This is a genomic window from Providencia sp. LY12, from assembly GCF_057621555.1.
Map to the genome: position 1 here is coordinate 727,033 of NZ_CM172594.1, position 16,793 is coordinate 743,825.

Below are 16,793 nucleotides of genomic sequence, written 5' to 3' on the forward strand. Positions count from 1 at the left end.
ATTAAGGAGTCACCAATGGAATATATCTTCGGGTTTATTATCCAAATCGCAGGCATTATGTTGCTTGCAAAACTGAGCTGGTCGCTTTTGCGATTGCTTGCTCGTCAATGCGTGCGCCCGTTTCGATTTGTACTTACTCAAATCAAGCGATTGCTCACACCAACACCAAAACGTCGTCCAATGGCAGTACCTAAAGCTCCTGGTATGCCCCGTTTGACATCTGCGTTTTACAAAGAGCCACATCAGTACGACATGGCTTTACTCGAAATACCAACCTATCTGCGTCGTCAGTCTTCTTTGCCCAGCCGGGTAGAAGCGACTGTGTGCACAGAGTTCAACTAAGACGAGGAGAACATCATGAAAAACCAAGTAACACTCATAGGCTACGTTGGCGCTGAGCCAGAGACGCGAGCCTATCCATCAGGTGATTTGGTGACCAGCATTTCGCTGGCCACTTCTGAGAAATGGCGCGACCGTCAATCCAATGAGCTCAAAGAGCATACGGAATGGCATCGGGTCGTTTTTCGAGATCGTGGTGGATTTAAGTTAGGGCTCAGGGCAAAAGATTTAATCCAAAAAGGAGCGAAGCTTTTTGTTCAAGGGCCTCAGCGCACGCGCTCATGGGAGAAAGATGGCATTAAGCATCGATTGACCGAAGTGGACGCGGACGAGTTTCTGCTTCTTGATAGTGTGAACAAAGCATCTGAGCCATCAGCGACGGATGATGCGGGCTCCCAAACTAATTGGGCACAAACTTATCCTGAACCAGATTTTTAACCGAGCAAAAACGCTTTAACCCAGCCGGGAGTACTTTCCCGTCAGGGTCAGACTCCCACTTTGATTGTCGGAGTCCACAATGGAAAAACCAAAGCTAATCCAACGCTTTGCTGAGCGCTTTAGTGTCGATCCAAACAAACTGTTCGATACCCTAAAAGCAACAGCATTCAAGCAACGTGACGGTAGTGCACCGACCAATGAGCAGATGATGGCGCTCTTGGTGGTTGCAGATCAGTACGGCTTGAACCCTTTCACCAAAGAGATTTTTGCGTTCCCTGATAAGCAAGCTGGAATTATTCCAGTGGTAGGTGTCGATGGATGGTCTCGCATCATCAATCAACACGACCAGTTTGATGGCATGGAGTTTAAGACTTCAGAAAACAAAGTCTCCCTGGATGGTGCGAAAGAATGCCCGGAATGGATGGAATGCATCATCTACCGGCGCGACCGTTCGCACCCAGTCAAAATCACTGAGTACCTGGATGAAGTCTATCGACCGCCTTTTGAAGGTAACGGCAAAAATGGCCCTTACCGTGTGGATGGTCCATGGCAGACGCACACTAAGCGAATGCTAAGGCATAAATCCATGATCCAGTGTTCCCGCATTGCGTTTGGCTTTGTTGGAATTTTCGATCAAGACGAAGCGGAGCGAATTATCGAAGGCCAAGCAACACACGTTGTTGAGCCATCTGTGATTCCACCCGAGCAAGTTGATGATCGAACCCGAGGGCTTGTTTACAAGCTTATCGAGCGGGCGGAAGCTTCAAACGCTTGGAATAGTGCATTGGAATATGCCAATGAACATTTTCAAGGTGTTGAACTGACGTTTGCGAAACAAGAAATATTTGATGCACAGCAACAAGCAGCCAAAGCGCTCACACAGCCTTTAGCTTCTTAGCGCCACGCATTCATTTTACTAACCCTGGCGGGATTATTCTCCCGTCAGGGGGAAGGTCTCGTCATTTTTTGGAGATCTTCCATGACTAAATCAGCCTCACTTTTTCGCTTGGTATTGGTTGTTGCCCTTGTCGTAGGTTCGATTCAAGCCGGTATAGCGGCAATTGATTCGGTTCAAGCAAGTGTTGTTCAGCACCAAACAGCGTTAGCACAAGCTGCAAAGTAACCACTTAACCCTGAAGGGGAGTTCTCTCTTTCAGGGGAGTCTCCCCTCAAAGGAGGCAATATGAAGGTTATCGACCTATCACAACGTACTCCTGCATGGCACCAGTGGCGCATTGCAGGGGTTACGGCATCTGAAGCCCCAATTATTATGGGGCGTTCACCCTACAAAACACCTTGGCGATTATGGGCAGAAAAAACCGGATTCGTATTACCGGAAGACCTGTCTAATAATCCAAATGTGCTTCGCGGTATACGGTTGGAGCCTCAAGCAAGGCGAGCATTTGAGAATGCGCATAATGACATTCTTCTGCCGTTATGTGCAGAAGCCGATCATAACACAATCTTTCGAGCCAGCTTTGATGGCATCAACGATGCGGGCGAACCCGTTGAACTGAAATGTCCTTGCCAGCCAGTTTTTGAGGATGTGCAAGCTCACAGAGAACAAAGCGAGGCGTACCAGTTGTATTGGGTGCAGGTACAGCATCAAATACTGGTCGCCAATAGCACGCGTGGTTGGTTGGTTTTCTATTTTGAGGATCAACTGATTGAGTTTGAAATACAACGAGACGCGGCGTTCTTAACTGAGTTGCAAGAAACAGCGCTTCAGTTTTGGGAGTTAGTACAGACCCAAAAAGAACCGTCAAAATGCCCAGAGCAAGATTGTTTTGTTCCCAAGGGTGAAGCTCAATACCGCTGGACATCGTTGTCTCGCCAGTATTGCTCAGCACATGCCGAAGTGGTCCGACTGGAAAATCACATCAAATCTTTGAAAGAGGAAATGCGAGACGCTCAGTCAAAATTGGTCGCCATGATGGGTAACTACGCTCATGCGGATTATGCTGGGGTCAAACTCAGCCGCTACATGATGGCGGGCACGGTGGACTATAAGCAATTGGCCACCGATAAGTTAGGCGAGCTGGATGAACAGGTTTTAGCCGCTTACAGAAAAGCGCCACAAGAGCGGTTGCGCATCAGCACCAATAAGCCAGAGCAGCCCGTTGAAACACCAATCAAAATCAGCCTTGAGCAAGAGAACTTGGTTCTGCCAGGTGACTAGCCGAGCTCATTTTATTTTTAACGTTCACTTGGAGCCGATTTCGGCTCCTTTCTAATGCGCTTATACCAAGTGCATCAGAAAGCAGTTTCACTCGTAGCCAATGCTGGATACGAATGATAGAGCGAGCTGAACTCTTACATACACAGCCATACCACAATCAACACACTACCCGACGGGGACTTCATTCCCTGTTGGGGCATGGGGCCTCGTCAAAACTGATGAGGTTTACCATGACTGAACAATCTCCATTTTTGGTTCAAGTGAATCAAGCGTTTAATGTCCCGGCTCCTGATGCTTTCGTTCTGGAAGGATTTAGTGCCGACACTACCCATCCAAACATTCCCGTTCGCAAGGACGAGTATGTTTTTAGAAAAGAAGACTTACGTGACGTATTAGCGTTTTTGTCTAACCCAGACGGTGACGGTTTGTATATTACAGGCCCCACTGGATGCGGTAAGACCTCGCTAATTTGCCAAGTTGCTTCTCGATTGAATTGGCCTGTTCAGCAAATTACTGCGCACGGTCGATTGGAGTTGTCCGATCTTATCGGTCACCACACGCTGGTTAATGGCAACATGACCTTTGTGTATGGACCGCTGGCACTGGCTGTAAAGCATGGCCATTTGCTGATCATTAATGAAATGGATCTTGCTGAGCCTGCTGAACTGGCTGGGCTCAATGACATTTTGGAAGGTGCCCCGTTGGTCATCGCACAAAATGGCGGAGAGATCATCATGCCACATACCAAGTTTCGTTTTATCGCAACCGGCAACAGTGCGGGCAGCGGTGACCAAACGGGCTTGTATCAAGGTGTGCTCCAACAGAATTTGGCTTTTCTTGATCGCTTTAGAATCATCGAAGCGACCTATGCAGAGCCTTCTGTAGAGGAAGCCATTCTGGAGAACGTTGCGCCTGGCTTGCCAGAAGTCTTTCGCCAAAAAATGGTGAAAGTGGCTGGTGACATCCGTCGTCTTTTTATTGGGGGTACGGATGGCGGTGCAGAGCTTAGTATCACCATGTCCACTCGGACTTTGGTGCGCTGGGCAAAGTTAACACTTGCTTTTAAAGGCGCTCCTAACGCAGTGGAGTATGCACTGGTTCGGTCTTTGACGGCTCGTGCTGAGTTGGAGCAACGTGAAGCCATTCACCGTATTGCCGCTGATGTCTTCGGTGACCACTGGGAGGATTGATGATGGAAAAGTGCTTTGCTCTTTACCGTTACAGTCATTCTGATGGGACAGCCAAAGAATGGGCCATTTACGTTGGATCAGACACCCAGGAGATTGAAGTTCGGTTTGGAAAAGCTGGTCAATTGTCGCAGCAGCGATTGATTGATTCGACTGATCCTAACGCTGAAGCAGACCGACGAATCAATGAGAAAATCAACAAGGGTTATCGATTGGTTGGACAAGTCGGCATTGATCATCAAGGGCGGCCATTTGAACTCTCAAATGCGCTAGATAGCGTCGCGTGCGCCAATAACGTCAGTTGGGAGTTTCGTACTCGCAAGGACGTCAATGGCCAAATCTCGCTGGCGCAAAAAGCGTTGTTCGATATGGCAAAGCTGCTTGAAGCCTATGGCTTGGCTGTTATTGATGATAACCAGGTCAGGATTGGAGAATGGTCATTAGGGTTTTGCAAAAGCAGATTACCTAGTACCAATCAAATCAGCATGGTGTCAGGTGAAGGCGCTGGCATTGTTAACACGGATGATGGCCCATGGCCATTGTTGCTGTTACTGGCCTTTAAGCGTCAATTACCACCTCTGTGTTCGCTCACAGTAGCGAGTCCTGAAGGGATAGAAGTATCCGACCAACTGAAGTTGGAAAAAGATGTATTGAGGCTATTAGGTAGTGATTTAGAGCGGGTTCGCCCGATTGCTGAAGCACTGGACTTAATGCCTGTGAAAATCGATCTCAACCAATCGTCGCCTGATTCGCAAAATTACTATTTCTGATAGTGGTATTGCCATTAGCGCGTCAACTACTACCACCCAAACGGGGGCCATTGCTCCTGTTGGGAGTGGTGCGTCCCCATCTCGCATGAGGATGTACTATGAGTATTCAAACCCTCGACAAACTTTTGATTTGTCACATCGACTGTTCCATCTGGAGCGGTAGAAAAAAACTAAGGCCTGAAGATTTCAGACTAGCCAATGGCAGCCAACTTCCACCGAAGGATGTTGCCAGCTTAGGGAGTAAAAAAATTTGCGACCCTGAGGCATTGGCGAACTTTGAAAGGCTTAAGAAAGAAGCGCAGCGCTTGTGTGAGCAAGTCGGTGTGCGGTTTTTAGGTGGCTATGCCGTCCCTGAGGACCGAATTGATCAGATTGTTACAGAGCTTGACCGGATCGGTCAGGAGTTTGCGCAGTGCAAGCAGTTGTTCTTGGACAACTATGATCAGGTGACGTTTGACTGGGTTGCAAAACACCCGGAATTTGCAGATGCAATCCGGCGTGCGCTGTCACCCATTGAAGATGTGGAACAACGGCTTCAGTTCGATTATGCCATCTATCGAATGCAACCGGCTGAACAAGCTGGTGGCTTAGATGACAAGGTCAATGGCATGGGACACACCCTCTTTAGGGAGGTGGCTCGTGATGCCAATGAACTGTTTGAGCGTTCCGTTGCAGGTAAGAATCAAATCAGCCAGCGAGCCCTTAATCCTCTGAAGCGGTTAAGAGACAAGTTGGATGGTTTGTCATTCCTGGATCATCGAGTCCAGCCGATGGTCGAAGCGATGGACAATTTATTTGTTCGTCTGCCGAAGACCGGCCCTGTGACAGACAATCTCTATCACGAACTGATGGCGACCATTTTAATTTTGTCTGATCCAGACAAGATGAGAATGCACGGTGAAGGTCAATTGGATATCAGACAACTGATGCCCAAACCTGAACCTAAACCCGCACAGCCAGTATCTGCTCAGCCAGATAACTTATGTGCAATACCACAACCAACCGTCAGACCAAACCTTGGTTCGACTGTACCAAACTCATTTTATTTTTAACGTCCTTGAGGGCATGTCGCCCTAAAGGGCGCATGTCCTCTGAACTATGTAAGAGGAAATTATGCAATCAACCATCCATAACCCCAGCCAACTGAAGCAGTTTGAAGCACATTTTCGTGGTGTGACTGATGCGGTTGAAAGTGAATCGATACCAGAAGTGGCGTGTTGTCGAACGTTAGTACAACGGTCGTACTCAACACATAGTGTCGTGATCCCAAAGAACCCTGTGCTGATCGCAGATGCAGACGCACAAGGAGCTTGGGTAACGGCCATGGTGTTTGTTCCAAACATGGCATTGCAGCAAACCGCTTTTGAGCGGGCCTGGCTGCAATATCAACACGAGGTGTCTACTCAGTTACAAGACCAGTACGGTCTGACATTGGATGACATCATGAGTTTAGACCAGCTTAAAACGTCATTTGAGCAGCACGAGAATCCAGCTCAATTGGTGGCTTGGTTAGGTCAAAAATACGACCTGGATAAGCTAAAAGCACTGGTTTAAACACTTACATTCCCAGCGGGGAAACGCTCCCGCTGAGGGAGTATTCCCCCTAATGATTAGGAGACTCCCATGAATCATCCATTAAAAAACGCACTGCCAATCGTTGCCGCCGCTTACGGCGAAAAGTTTGGTGTGAAGGTGCTTATTCAAGGACAAGATGCGTTTACCGATGGTGAGCGGATTGTGATCCCAACAGCAAACCCAGACGACCCACACTATCAACAGATAGCTTGGGGTTATCTGGCTCATGAAGCGGCGCATATTCGGCATACCAATTTTGACATGGTGAAGAAGGCGTCGTCTAAGCCGATCCGTAAGGCACTTCTCAATATTATTGAGGATGTGCGCATTGAAAACGAATTGGCAAAGGATTACCCCGGAACCCGGCGCAGTATTTCGCAAGTGATTGAATACATGGTGGACACACAGCAAATGTGTGTACCTGAACAGCCTGAGCCTGCATCTAACTTGCAAGCCTGGTTGTTGTTTCGCTTGAGATGCTATTTTCTGGGCCAGAAAGCGCTGACGCCTTTGTATCAAGCTGTTGATGAAAGAGTGAGACAACTCTTTCCTGCCGCAGCGATGAGCCGGTTAAGCGCCATGCTGACAGCAGTGCCTAGCCTGGCATCTACAGGTGAAGTGCTGAAACTTGTCGATGCCATCGTTGCCATGTTGGAAGAAGAATCTCGTCCACCACAGGATGAGTCTGATGCTGATGGCGGTGATGACATTGGACAAGATGCGAGTAATGACAGCAATAACAGTAGTGACAGTCAAACCCCGGAAGCAGACTCGTCTGCAATGGGGGATGCTGCTGAAACGGGGGATTCAGATAACTCTGATCAAGCTGACAATTTGCGACAAGCCTTAGAGGCCAGTGCCGCTCAGTTTGAACCCGATACCTTTGCCCAAGTGGCAGAAGTGTTGTCGGAACAAGCTGAAGGACATCAGGGCGTCACTCCACTCAGTTTGCCCCAAGCAGAGCAGGCTATGTTGGGTGATGAGGCCATTTTGACCTTATCGGCGTCTGAGTCCGCTCAAATTCGAGCCAGGCTTAGGGGCATGGTTCAGTCCAGTCAGGACAATCGGAATCATGCCAAACGGCACGGTCTTCGAGTTGCAACCCATCGTCTTGCTGCCTCACAAGCAGGTGAATCGAGATTGTTTATTCAAAGGCAGCCGCGCATTGCGCCTAATGCTGCTGTGCACTTGCTTGTCGATATATCGGGCTCAATGGGTAAGCCCATTGGCGAAGGTAATCGCAAGTACTTTCATGTTGCCAATGAAGCCGCTTTGGCTTTGGCCATGGCATTGGAAGGTATACCGGGTGTTGTACCTGCGGTCAGTTATTTTCCTGGTATTCATCAGGAAGTTTCTATCGCGTTATTGCCCAAGCAATCGGTTCGACATCGGGCCGCCTGTTTTGACCAAAAACCACGAGGTTGTACGCCTATGGCACAAGCGATGTGGTTTGCGGCAAACAGTTTGTTAGCACAAAAACAGAAGCGAAAGCTAATGATAGTGCTAACGGATGGTGACCCAGATGATTGGGCTGCTACGCATGACATTGTTGACAGGTGCAGACGCAGTGGCTTTGAGCTACTGGGGATCGGGATTCAAACACGCAGTGTTGAGAGATTCTTTCCACAAAGCATCGTGATTAACGACGTCAAAGATCTAAAGCGTGAGTTATTTGAAGTAACACAACAACTGTTAATTCAGTAACCACATCAATTTTACCACCCTGCGGGGACGATTCCGTCCCCGTCTGGGCATGGGTTCGTCTCCGCTTTTTTTGGGAGACTCCTATGAAAAACAGAAAGTTCTTAGCTGGCGAAGAAGCCGGTACTTATATCGTTCCTGAGCAAGTGACTGAAGCGGATATCTTAGATATGGCGCTCAAGCTTGCCCGTGGTCGATTGAGTAAAGGTCGCAAAATTGAACAGCCATCGTCGGCGTTCTCATACCTGCAAACACTGATGCACGAGTATGAGCACGAAGTCTTTGGTGTGCTGTTTCTTGATACAAAGCATCGCGTTATTCGATTTGAAGAGCTATTCAAAGGCACTTTAGATGCGGCGAGCGTGTATCCAAGGGAAGTAACAAAACGAGCGCTAGAACTTAATGCGGCAGCAGTGATACTGGTTCATAACCATCCATCGGGTGATCCTGAACCCAGTGAAGCTGATAAACGCATCACTCATCGACTCCGTGACGCCTTGTCACTTGTTGATATTCGAACGCTTGACCATGTCGTGGTCGCATCCGAGGGCTGCGTTTCGCTTGCCGAACGCGGTTATCTTTAATGAATGGGCGCATTGCCCATTCTCCTTCATCACAAAAGCAGTCCCATCAACACACGTCATCACAGCTCGAATTTCTATTTGAGTTTGATGATGCCCCAGTCACTTGGTCTGACACGGAAATCTGGCAGTTACGCGAAGGCATTCTTTTGGATGCGATCCGTGTGTTGCTGGACGGTCGTGTCAGCACTCGGTTGCGCAAGGATGTGTTGTCGTGGATTCAAAATGACGAATTAACGCCATTTTGCTTTCGTGTTTGCGCGATGGCTGCGGTTGTCGATCCTGATGTGCTTCGTGAGTCCATCATGTGGCTATTAAGACGACATGGTATCCAGCTTGACTAACGCTCCTGTATTAACCGAACGGCTAATGCAGGACCCAAGCTGACTTTTGCCACCTGTGGTAGGAGTCGGCATTTTATTTAAGGAGGTTATATGGCGTTACCTTTACAGATTGAAACAGTGAGGCCATATCTTAATGGCCAATGGCTTCAAATACTGGCGGCGTTGGTGCCAGAACTTGATGCCGCTATTGCTCGAAAAGGCCGTCATGTGGCTTGTCCTGTTCATGGCGGTCGTGATGGCTTTAGGCTGTTCAAAGATGCTGAATATACCGGTGGTGGCGTTTGTAATACCTGCGGTATCTTTCATGATGGTTTTGAACTGTTGTCTTGGATTAATGGATGGAACTTTGCTCAGTCTATTGAAGCAATCGGCCAGGTTCTTTGTATTCAACCCGGACAAATACAAGCCCCTATTCGGCCAATACCGAGTAACGCAGTTGATTGGAAGGCTAGAAAGCAGGACGAGGACAAAGCGATTATCCATCGCTTGAATCAAACCTGGGGAGAAACGTTTTCTCTTGCAGATACTCGTGCGCAACCAGTTTGGAACTACATGCATCGTCGTGGCATTGTTACCCGGCTTAGTCCTGAATGGGATTCGGTGCTGAGGTTTCATCCAAACTTGCCTTACCATGATGAAGATGGCCTGTTTATCGATAGCTACCCAGCGCTGCTAGGTAAAATCGTTACTCAGCAAGGGCGTTCGGCCACGTTTCATCGGATCTACCTAAGTGAAGATGGATTCAAAGCGCCGGTTGAAAAGCCTAAAAAGATGATGCCGATACCAAGTGACAGAACAATCACTGGTGGTGCCATTCCTATAGGTGAGCCTGGTGAAGTACTAGGTGTTTCTGAAGGTATAGAAACGGCTTTAGCGGTTACCAGAGCAACGGGGCAAACATGTTGGTCGGTTGTGAATGCAACGCTACTGGCTAGGTTTGAACCACCAAGTAATGTGAAAATGCTGTACATCTGGGCAGATCACGATCTCTCTGAGACCGGCCTGAATGCAGCGAATGAACTCAAGAAAAAAGCCTGGAAAAAAGGCATTCTGACACAAGTCTTGATCCCTCCGATACCAACGTCACTCGGCGTGAAAAGTTGGGATTGGAATGATGTGCTGAATGTTTACGGTGCCATGGGCTTTCCTAAAGTTCATATCTGATCCAAGGGGCTTCGGCCCCTTTTTTTGCGCCTTGCATATTTGAAAAAACATGGAGAATGAAAAATAGATAACCAATAGGAGAAACAAACATGATGGTATTAACCCTGTTAACAAAGCAGATTGATGGTGAGTTTAAGGTTTACTGGAAGACCGGACTTCGAAGAGGTGGTGAGCTAAAGGTCGATTTAGGTGAGCAATACGACAAGCTACCTGAGCAGCAAAAGCCAATTGCAGCTGAGCTTTATGCTATTCATCACCTACTGTCAGTGAAAGAGGTGATGGGGAGTAACCGAAGCGGTAATGGGCTTCAAATCCGAGTTAGTAAAGGAGCTATCAAAAAGTTACAGAAACAACGCTCAACTAAGCATTTACTTTACAGCCTGACTAGGTTTTTGCTCACTCGATACCAGGAAGCACAGATCTCGGTAGAGAAGCGGGACGATTGGCTCTCACATTCCTTCGAAGAATACAGCGTCGATAATGCTACAGTGAGAGAAATCGATGAGGTCATCAACGTTCCGAATATTGGGCCTGTCGTGGTGACTCGTCACGCGCTAGAACGATTTGTGGAACGGCTTTCAGACGGCGTACCTAAGCATCCTTGGAAGGCTTTGACTTCAAGGTTATTTAGCTCATCATTGACAAAAGCAATTTTGCCTGAAAAGGTAGCTCTTCATAAGAACCAAAAATATAGTAACAAAGCTGATATTTGGCGGCACAGTAACAGTGATTTGCATTTTGTGGTCGTTCCGTCAGGAGCGATGAAGACTTTGGTTACTGTTTACAGGCTAAATGAGTCTCTCACAAAAGCGCAAAATGAATTCAAGATGTGTGTCCGATAATCCAGTAACAAGGGAATAAATGAAAAGTAGACTGAAAAACCTATATAAATATCTTATTGAGAACAGGAAGCATGAAGTCAATGGATGGCACAAAGCCTATCGTGACTTTTACAGTCAGGTCGCTCAAATCCGTGAGCGAATCACATCTGGAGAAGGCTTGTCTCAAAATGATGAAGCCTTTCTGAAGCAGTTACTCTATGAGAAGAGCAACGGTATCGCTTCTCGCGGACAGTCAGTGTTGAGCAATGACAACTTCCAGTCATTCATTAAAAACAAGAATTTCATATCCGCATTAGAAAAATTTATATTGATTCCAAACAGTGAAAACTTCACGATTTTTTCTGATTCGTGGTCTAACCAAGGTAAATCCAACAACCCTGTTCTCGTTAATCGAGTGGCAGCAGCTTGTACGCTCGAAGTCTCCACAACGGTTGATTCCGGTAAATTTAATCAGGTTTTTAGTTGGCTTATACGCGAAGGAATAATTCCAGCATACCCAGCAGAAGAAAATCAAAGTTGGTTTGCTAAAAACATTTTTCTATTAAAGAGCATCAAAAGCGAGTTTGATAATGAGCTTCGGGAAGGTAAAACTGATGAGTTTTATCTTAGTCAGTTTGTTTGGGTGCTTTACGAGAATTTGTCAAACCCATTCAGTTTAAAGAAGCAGATTGTTAAATACGGTGCGCCGGGGACAGGGAAAACTTATCAAGCTCGCCTGCAAACTTCGCTCTTGTTTGACATCTGGAAAGAGGAATTTGCTCCCTACAGCCGTCTCACACATGCAAGTCAGATTGAGTTGGTTCAATTTCATCCTTCTTTCAGTTATGAAGACTTTATGGAAGGGCTACGTCCTGTTTTGGACAGTGATGGGAACTCTCAATTAACGTTGCAAAATGGTGTTTTTAAAGAGTTTTGCCGAAGCGCTGGTAAGTGGGAAATCGATGTGTATGGGCTTGGACTTACTCAGAAGTGGGAGTCTCTTACTATCAAGGAACTTCTCCCGTTTAGAGAAAAGTTATCAGGCGAGCATTGGCAGGATATTTTCGAAATATCAGATATATCCAAGCTTGTATCGGAAGCAGTACCACCATTTTTCTTTATAATTGATGAGGTAAACCGAGCTGAGTTGTCTCGCGTTTTTGGTGAGTTAATGTACTGTCTGGAATACCGAGGCACTAGAGGTTGCGTTAAAACCCAATATTCCAATCTGAACAATGAACATACTGGTATGCTTAAGGACGCACAAGGGTATTTGTTCTTCATCCCAACAAACATCTATCTTATTGGAACGATGAACACGATAGACAGAAGTGTCGAAAGTTTTGACTTCGCTTTGCGTCGAAGATTCCGTTGGGAAGAAGTGGTGCCTGATATGGCGCTATTGAAATACCATTTGAACCAATTTTGCAAAGCTTGGCTGCCCTTGGTGGATAACCTTGAACGCTTGAATGAATTGATAGCTAAAGAACCTTTGCTTGGTAATGATTACCAAATTGGTCATGCCTATTTGATGGACTTGAAGTATGCAACCAGCCTTACAGTTTCGGAGGTACGAGAGCGTGTATGGGATGATTGTATTCGTCCGTTATTACAGGAGTATCTTCGTGGAACAGGTAAGGAGACTGAACTGATTAGCTCCTTCGGAAAGGCATTTGGGGTTTAAACTGTGTGGCTTTTCGATATCATTAAGAACGGCACACTGGTCGATAACCAGTCCTATTTTGTCAGCGAAGGCATTTTGACAAATAGACGTTTAGGAAAGTCGATAACCCTTAGTGCCAAATCAAAAGGACAATGGACCTATCCTCATAACGACGAGTCTGCAATTTGGCACTTTTTGAATTCGGTATCTCGTGATGTCGAAAAAACGCTGAATGATAATATTTCCGATGCTTTAATACTCTTCAATGATGAAGATTACGAACACAATACAGATGGCGGTTTCATCGGTGTCTCTGGTACGGATGCAAGAAATTTTAATCTCGACACGGGCAATCTAATCGGATTTGTTAAGCGAGGAGATTACTCTCTGAAGATCAGCTCACGTTTTGGTGATGCTTTCCTTCAATACATCATTGCAGATGCCGATGGATTTCTCGAATTAGAAAACATTGGAGGAGAAAGTCACGCAGACGGTTACGAGTGGCTTTTAGCATATCTATGGAACATTAAGTTTAAGAGAGCATACCGCCTGGGCTTGCCAAAGACTTATATTACAAGAAATGATCGTATTTCCCGCGTAAGGGGAACTATAAATGCTACAGATTATTTCCAGAATAAGTCATCTGGAAAATATTTATGCTCGTACCGAGAGCACAGCTACGACAGCCCTGCAACTTCACTTTTTATAAAAGCTTATGAAGCAGTCGCACATTACTCATTTTGTCACCAAACACGAAATATCTATAGTGCATTTCTGACTGCCAATCAGGGGATTAAAAGGTCACAGCAAGAAATTTTGAGGACTTCTCATTTCACCAACCCTTTCTACAATGATTATAACGTGCTCATTGACTTATCTAAGCAAGTCATTGACCGGAAGGGCTCTGATTTTGATTCGCAGCAGGATTCGAGTGCTTTCTTTTTCGATATTTCGATGTTGTTTGAATATTTCATTCGTAAGCTCATTAAGCGAGATGGGCTACGCCTGCTAGGTAAGTTCGAGCAACGTCAGCAAATAGCATCTGGTGCTCTCAGTGGTTATATGAGAAAACTTGAACCTGATCTTGTTATAGAAATCGATGAGAGTTTATTCGTATTTGATGTGAAGTATAAAGCATTTGATTCACAATTTGGGGTGAAGCGTGAAGATCTTTTTCAGCTACATACTTACATAGGGCAGTATGGAAATGTTGCCGCAATCAAGGGATGTGGATTTATTTACCCTATATCAGAAGAACGATGGGCTTCACTTAACCTTGAAAAAACACAGGGTGTGATTTCAGATATTATTCACCAGCAAGGACAAGAGATACCGTTCCATGTGCTTTTTCTAAAAATCCCTGAAGATACGTATATTGATTTTAATAGGAAAATGAAAGAGCAGTGCAGCATTTTTATTAATGCCCTTTATTCTAAGGTTTTTAATCGGTGACGTTTTTTTGTGGAGAAAGGCCATTGTTCAACGAAATGTCATTTTTTTGAAGTCGAGATTGTTTATTGAGTTGGGTATCAGTTTTATATCATAGGCATTATCGAGATAGTGACAAGTCAGCTGAGTTGGGTTGACAGTTCCCTATAGTCAGAAACACACACAATTCCTTCATCTATCTGGCCAATGGCACTGGCGAGGATCTTTAGCATGTTAGCTCTGTGAAATTTTCTGGAGCTGACAATGAGAACCCCTTTGTTACCTTGGTTCATCCTATGGGTGACCATCCCAATCATTATTTTCTTTCTATTCATCTTGCCCGCCCATGCTAGTGATGGGCAATTCTATCAGCGTGGCCAGGAAGGCTGGTTTTGGTATCAGGTCATTCCTGAGCCAGCGGAGGCTGAAGAGCTTATTAAGCCGGAATCTGGTGCGGCAGAGTCGATTCAGAGCGAGCTGAAGCCCTTCAGTGCTGCCTGGTTTCGTGAGCACATGCAGTCGTTCATGGACAAGGCAATTGATGAGCCTACGAATGAGAACGTCAGAGCCTATCTGTACCTCCAGCGCGTCATGATGGATAAGGGCTCACAGTTTGCTGATGTTAGTCAGCAGGTGGTCATGGGCGATCCAGTTTTGGATGAAATCAGTCGCAGACCCTTGGCGACCTATGCTGCCAATCGGATGGATCGAGAAGCTGGCGCTCAACGGGATGTTGCTTTAGGTGAGGTAGCAAAACGGGCTGGCTTGTTCTTCTTCTATCGTTCGGATTGCCCTTATTGCCACGCTCAAGCGCCTATCATCGAATCAATGGCTTTAAACTACGGTTTCGAGGTATTTGCTATTGCTGTCGATGGCTTGCCTTTACCGGGTGGAGAGTTTCCCAATTTCAAAGTCGATTCAGGACAAGCTCAATCATTGTCCGTTACGACTGTCCCTGCCGTGTTCTTAGTTGATCCACCTAATGTCATCACTCCCATTGGTCAGGGTGCAATGAGCCTTGATGAGCTCAATAATCGAATTATTCTCGCAGCCCATCAAGCCGGTTGGATTGACGATCAAACTTACTATGCCACCAGACCTGTTCAACCCGGCGTGTCACTCGCGATGTCAGCCCAAGAGCTTAACGAAAAGATATTACAGGACCCTGAGTTCCTTGTTCGCTATCTGCGTGCACAAGGAGGGTTATAACGATGAAAAAAGTAATCCGAGTATCGCTAATCGCCTGTGCGATTGGTTTTTCATCTATGAGCCAAGCAAGCTTGCAACAGGAGATGAACCAGTTGTTTGGTTCAATGACCAACACCACTGCGCCAGGTGTATTCGAGAGTCAGCGGCGTGGCGTTATATCTGGTGGAAGCGTTGTTGTCCGTAACAGAATCATGAACGAGAACCTCGTCTCTATGGTGCCTCCGTCATTCCAAGCCGGTTGTGGTGGCATTGATATGTTCGCGGGAAGTTTGTCATTTGTTAACGCGGATCAGTTTGTTCAATTACTTCGCTCTGTTGCTGCAAACGCCAAGGGGTACGCATTCCAATTGGCGCTCAGTGCTATGTGTGAGAAATGCTCCCAGCACATGGAGACACTGCAAAAGAAAATCCAGCAGTTGAACGAGTATTTTGGCAATTCCTGTCAAATGGCTCAGGGAGTCGTGAACGATACCCTGGCCGCTTTTGGTAAAAAGGGGCAAACAGAAGCCAGCATGTTGAGCTCACTTAAAGGGGCTGGAGACGTTTTTACCAGTTGGAGTGAGTCCAATGGTAAGAACCCATATGAGAACGCTTCGAGTGTCGCGGCATCTGATGTGAACAAAACGATTAAAGGCAACTTGGTTTGGCGAGCACTGAAACGTCACTCGGCATCAAGCTGGTTTGCATCTGGGGATGACCGTTTTCTTGAAGCGGTTATGTCCGTGACGGGCTCGATCATCGTTGGTGATCTAGCTAATGCGGCTGATGGTCAAGGTAAAGCCCCAAAACTGACCAGACTGAATGGCAATAAAGTGACTATTGAGCATCTAATTCATGGCGGTAACGTCGCTATGTACCGATGTGACACAGTGACACAAGACGGCTGTCTAAATCCGACAATCACTAACGTGACCCTAGCCGGGTTATCAACTCAGGTCGAAAATTTACTTCTTGGTACAGGTTCTAGTAACGGCATTATTTTTAAGTTTGCTCGAAATACTGGGGCAGCTAGCACCACCGAAAAGGCTTTTATGACCTCGGCTCCTGCAAGCATTGGCGGCATGATTCGAACACTTTCTGCATTAAATGAAGGGGCTGCTAGGTCGTTTGCTTCAAGAGCTGCGCCATTTATTGCTGTTGAGATGGCCCGAGCATTGGTTGAAGACATGCTCAATGCAGCTAGAAGTACCTCCGGTGTGGAAGATCATGCCTATGCGAAGTTATTAACGGAAGACCTTGAACGTGCACGTCGCCAAATCAATGAGGAGTACGCTGCGTTGCAGCGAAGATACGGCTCAGAGCAAGAGTTGCTGGCACATTTTAACCAGGTGATTCAGACCATTCGCAAACAGCGTTATTACACCGTTAAATCTACGGCACTGGGGGAATAGGTC

Annotated in this window: 18 protein-coding genes; all 18 read left to right on the forward strand. The window is 46.5% G+C overall.

What is annotated here, in order from left to right; all coding sequences use genetic code 11:
* Positions 1-15: 15 nt before the first annotated feature.
* The 18 genes from ACY3ZI_RS03215 to ACY3ZI_RS03300 all read left to right on the forward strand — a co-directional run bounded on the left by ACY3ZI_RS03215 (position 16) and on the right by ACY3ZI_RS03300 (position 16,790).
* Positions 16-342 carry a plasmid-related protein gene (locus ACY3ZI_RS03215; RefSeq protein WP_088585952.1) on the forward strand — a complete coding sequence of 109 codons (327 nt, stop codon included), beginning with the start codon at positions 16-18 and terminating at the stop codon, positions 340-342.
* A gap of 15 nt (positions 343-357) precedes the next feature.
* A complete protein-coding gene (locus ACY3ZI_RS03220) occupies positions 358-777 on the forward strand; it encodes a single-stranded DNA-binding protein (RefSeq protein ID WP_394229997.1) in 420 nt (139 codons plus the stop codon).
* A 79-nt stretch (positions 778-856) separates the two neighbouring features.
* Positions 857-1,675, forward strand: coding sequence for a phage recombination protein Bet (gene bet, locus ACY3ZI_RS03225; RefSeq protein ID WP_487377438.1), 819 nt, complete (start codon positions 857-859; stop codon positions 1,673-1,675).
* 81 nt (positions 1,676-1,756) lie between these two features.
* A complete protein-coding gene (locus tag ACY3ZI_RS03230; protein WP_008844794.1) occupies positions 1,757-1,900 on the forward strand; it encodes a hypothetical protein in 144 nt (47 codons plus the stop codon).
* Positions 1,901-1,960: 60 nt separating this feature from the next.
* Positions 1,961-2,956 (forward strand): YqaJ viral recombinase family nuclease, encoded by a 996-nt coding sequence (locus ACY3ZI_RS03235; protein WP_487375976.1) that lies wholly within the window; start codon positions 1,961-1,963, stop codon positions 2,954-2,956.
* Between the two features lie 230 nt (positions 2,957-3,186).
* On the forward strand, positions 3,187-4,146 hold the full coding sequence (locus ACY3ZI_RS03240) for an AAA family ATPase (RefSeq protein WP_108479196.1): 960 nt from the start codon (positions 3,187-3,189) through the stop codon (positions 4,144-4,146).
* 122 nt (positions 4,147-4,268) lie between these two features.
* Positions 4,269-4,913: a hypothetical protein gene (locus ACY3ZI_RS03245; protein WP_442959075.1), complete on the forward strand. Its 645-nt coding sequence runs from the start codon at positions 4,269-4,271 to the stop codon at positions 4,911-4,913.
* A gap of 98 nt (positions 4,914-5,011) precedes the next feature.
* Positions 5,012-5,965 carry a DUF3150 domain-containing protein gene (locus ACY3ZI_RS03250; protein ID WP_370602776.1) on the forward strand — a complete coding sequence of 318 codons (954 nt, stop codon included), beginning with the start codon at positions 5,012-5,014 and terminating at the stop codon, positions 5,963-5,965.
* A 61-nt stretch (positions 5,966-6,026) separates the two neighbouring features.
* Positions 6,027-6,467, forward strand: a complete 441-nt coding sequence (locus ACY3ZI_RS03255) for a hypothetical protein (protein WP_004249386.1) — start codon at positions 6,027-6,029, stop codon at positions 6,465-6,467.
* Positions 6,468-6,536: 69 nt separating this feature from the next.
* Positions 6,537-8,192, forward strand: a complete 1,656-nt coding sequence (locus ACY3ZI_RS03260) for a VWA domain-containing protein (protein ID WP_250250880.1) — start codon at positions 6,537-6,539, stop codon at positions 8,190-8,192.
* Between the two features lie 83 nt (positions 8,193-8,275).
* Positions 8,276-8,773: a RadC family protein gene (gene radC, locus ACY3ZI_RS03265; RefSeq protein WP_000797298.1), complete on the forward strand. Its 498-nt coding sequence runs from the start codon at positions 8,276-8,278 to the stop codon at positions 8,771-8,773.
* Positions 8,773-9,114, forward strand: a complete 342-nt coding sequence (locus ACY3ZI_RS03270; protein ID WP_024008818.1) for a hypothetical protein — start codon at positions 8,773-8,775, stop codon at positions 9,112-9,114. The genes radC and ACY3ZI_RS03270 overlap by 1 nt, the downstream gene beginning before the upstream one ends.
* A gap of 90 nt (positions 9,115-9,204) precedes the next feature.
* The gene (locus tag ACY3ZI_RS03275) at positions 9,205-10,278 is read left to right on the forward strand and encodes a DUF7146 domain-containing protein (RefSeq protein WP_004249390.1); all 1,074 of its coding nucleotides are present in this window, start codon (positions 9,205-9,207) and stop codon (positions 10,276-10,278) included.
* Positions 10,279-10,367: 89 nt separating this feature from the next.
* Positions 10,368-11,120: a hypothetical protein gene (locus tag ACY3ZI_RS03280; protein ID WP_040132802.1), complete on the forward strand. Its 753-nt coding sequence runs from the start codon at positions 10,368-10,370 to the stop codon at positions 11,118-11,120.
* Positions 11,121-11,139: 19 nt separating this feature from the next.
* On the forward strand, positions 11,140-12,783 hold the full coding sequence (locus tag ACY3ZI_RS03285) for an McrB family protein (RefSeq protein ID WP_004249392.1): 1,644 nt from the start codon (positions 11,140-11,142) through the stop codon (positions 12,781-12,783).
* A gap of 3 nt (positions 12,784-12,786) precedes the next feature.
* A complete protein-coding gene (locus ACY3ZI_RS03290; RefSeq protein WP_004249393.1) occupies positions 12,787-14,214 on the forward strand; it encodes a 5-methylcytosine restriction system specificity protein McrC in 1,428 nt (475 codons plus the stop codon).
* Positions 14,215-14,454: 240 nt separating this feature from the next.
* The gene (locus ACY3ZI_RS03295) at positions 14,455-15,399 is read left to right on the forward strand and encodes a thioredoxin family protein (RefSeq protein ID WP_004249394.1); all 945 of its coding nucleotides are present in this window, start codon (positions 14,455-14,457) and stop codon (positions 15,397-15,399) included.
* A 2-nt stretch (positions 15,400-15,401) separates the two neighbouring features.
* Complete coding sequence (locus ACY3ZI_RS03300; RefSeq protein WP_004249395.1) at positions 15,402-16,790, forward strand: conjugal transfer protein TraH; 1,389 nt, start codon at positions 15,402-15,404, stop codon at positions 16,788-16,790.
* Positions 16,791-16,793 lie beyond the last annotated feature (3 nt).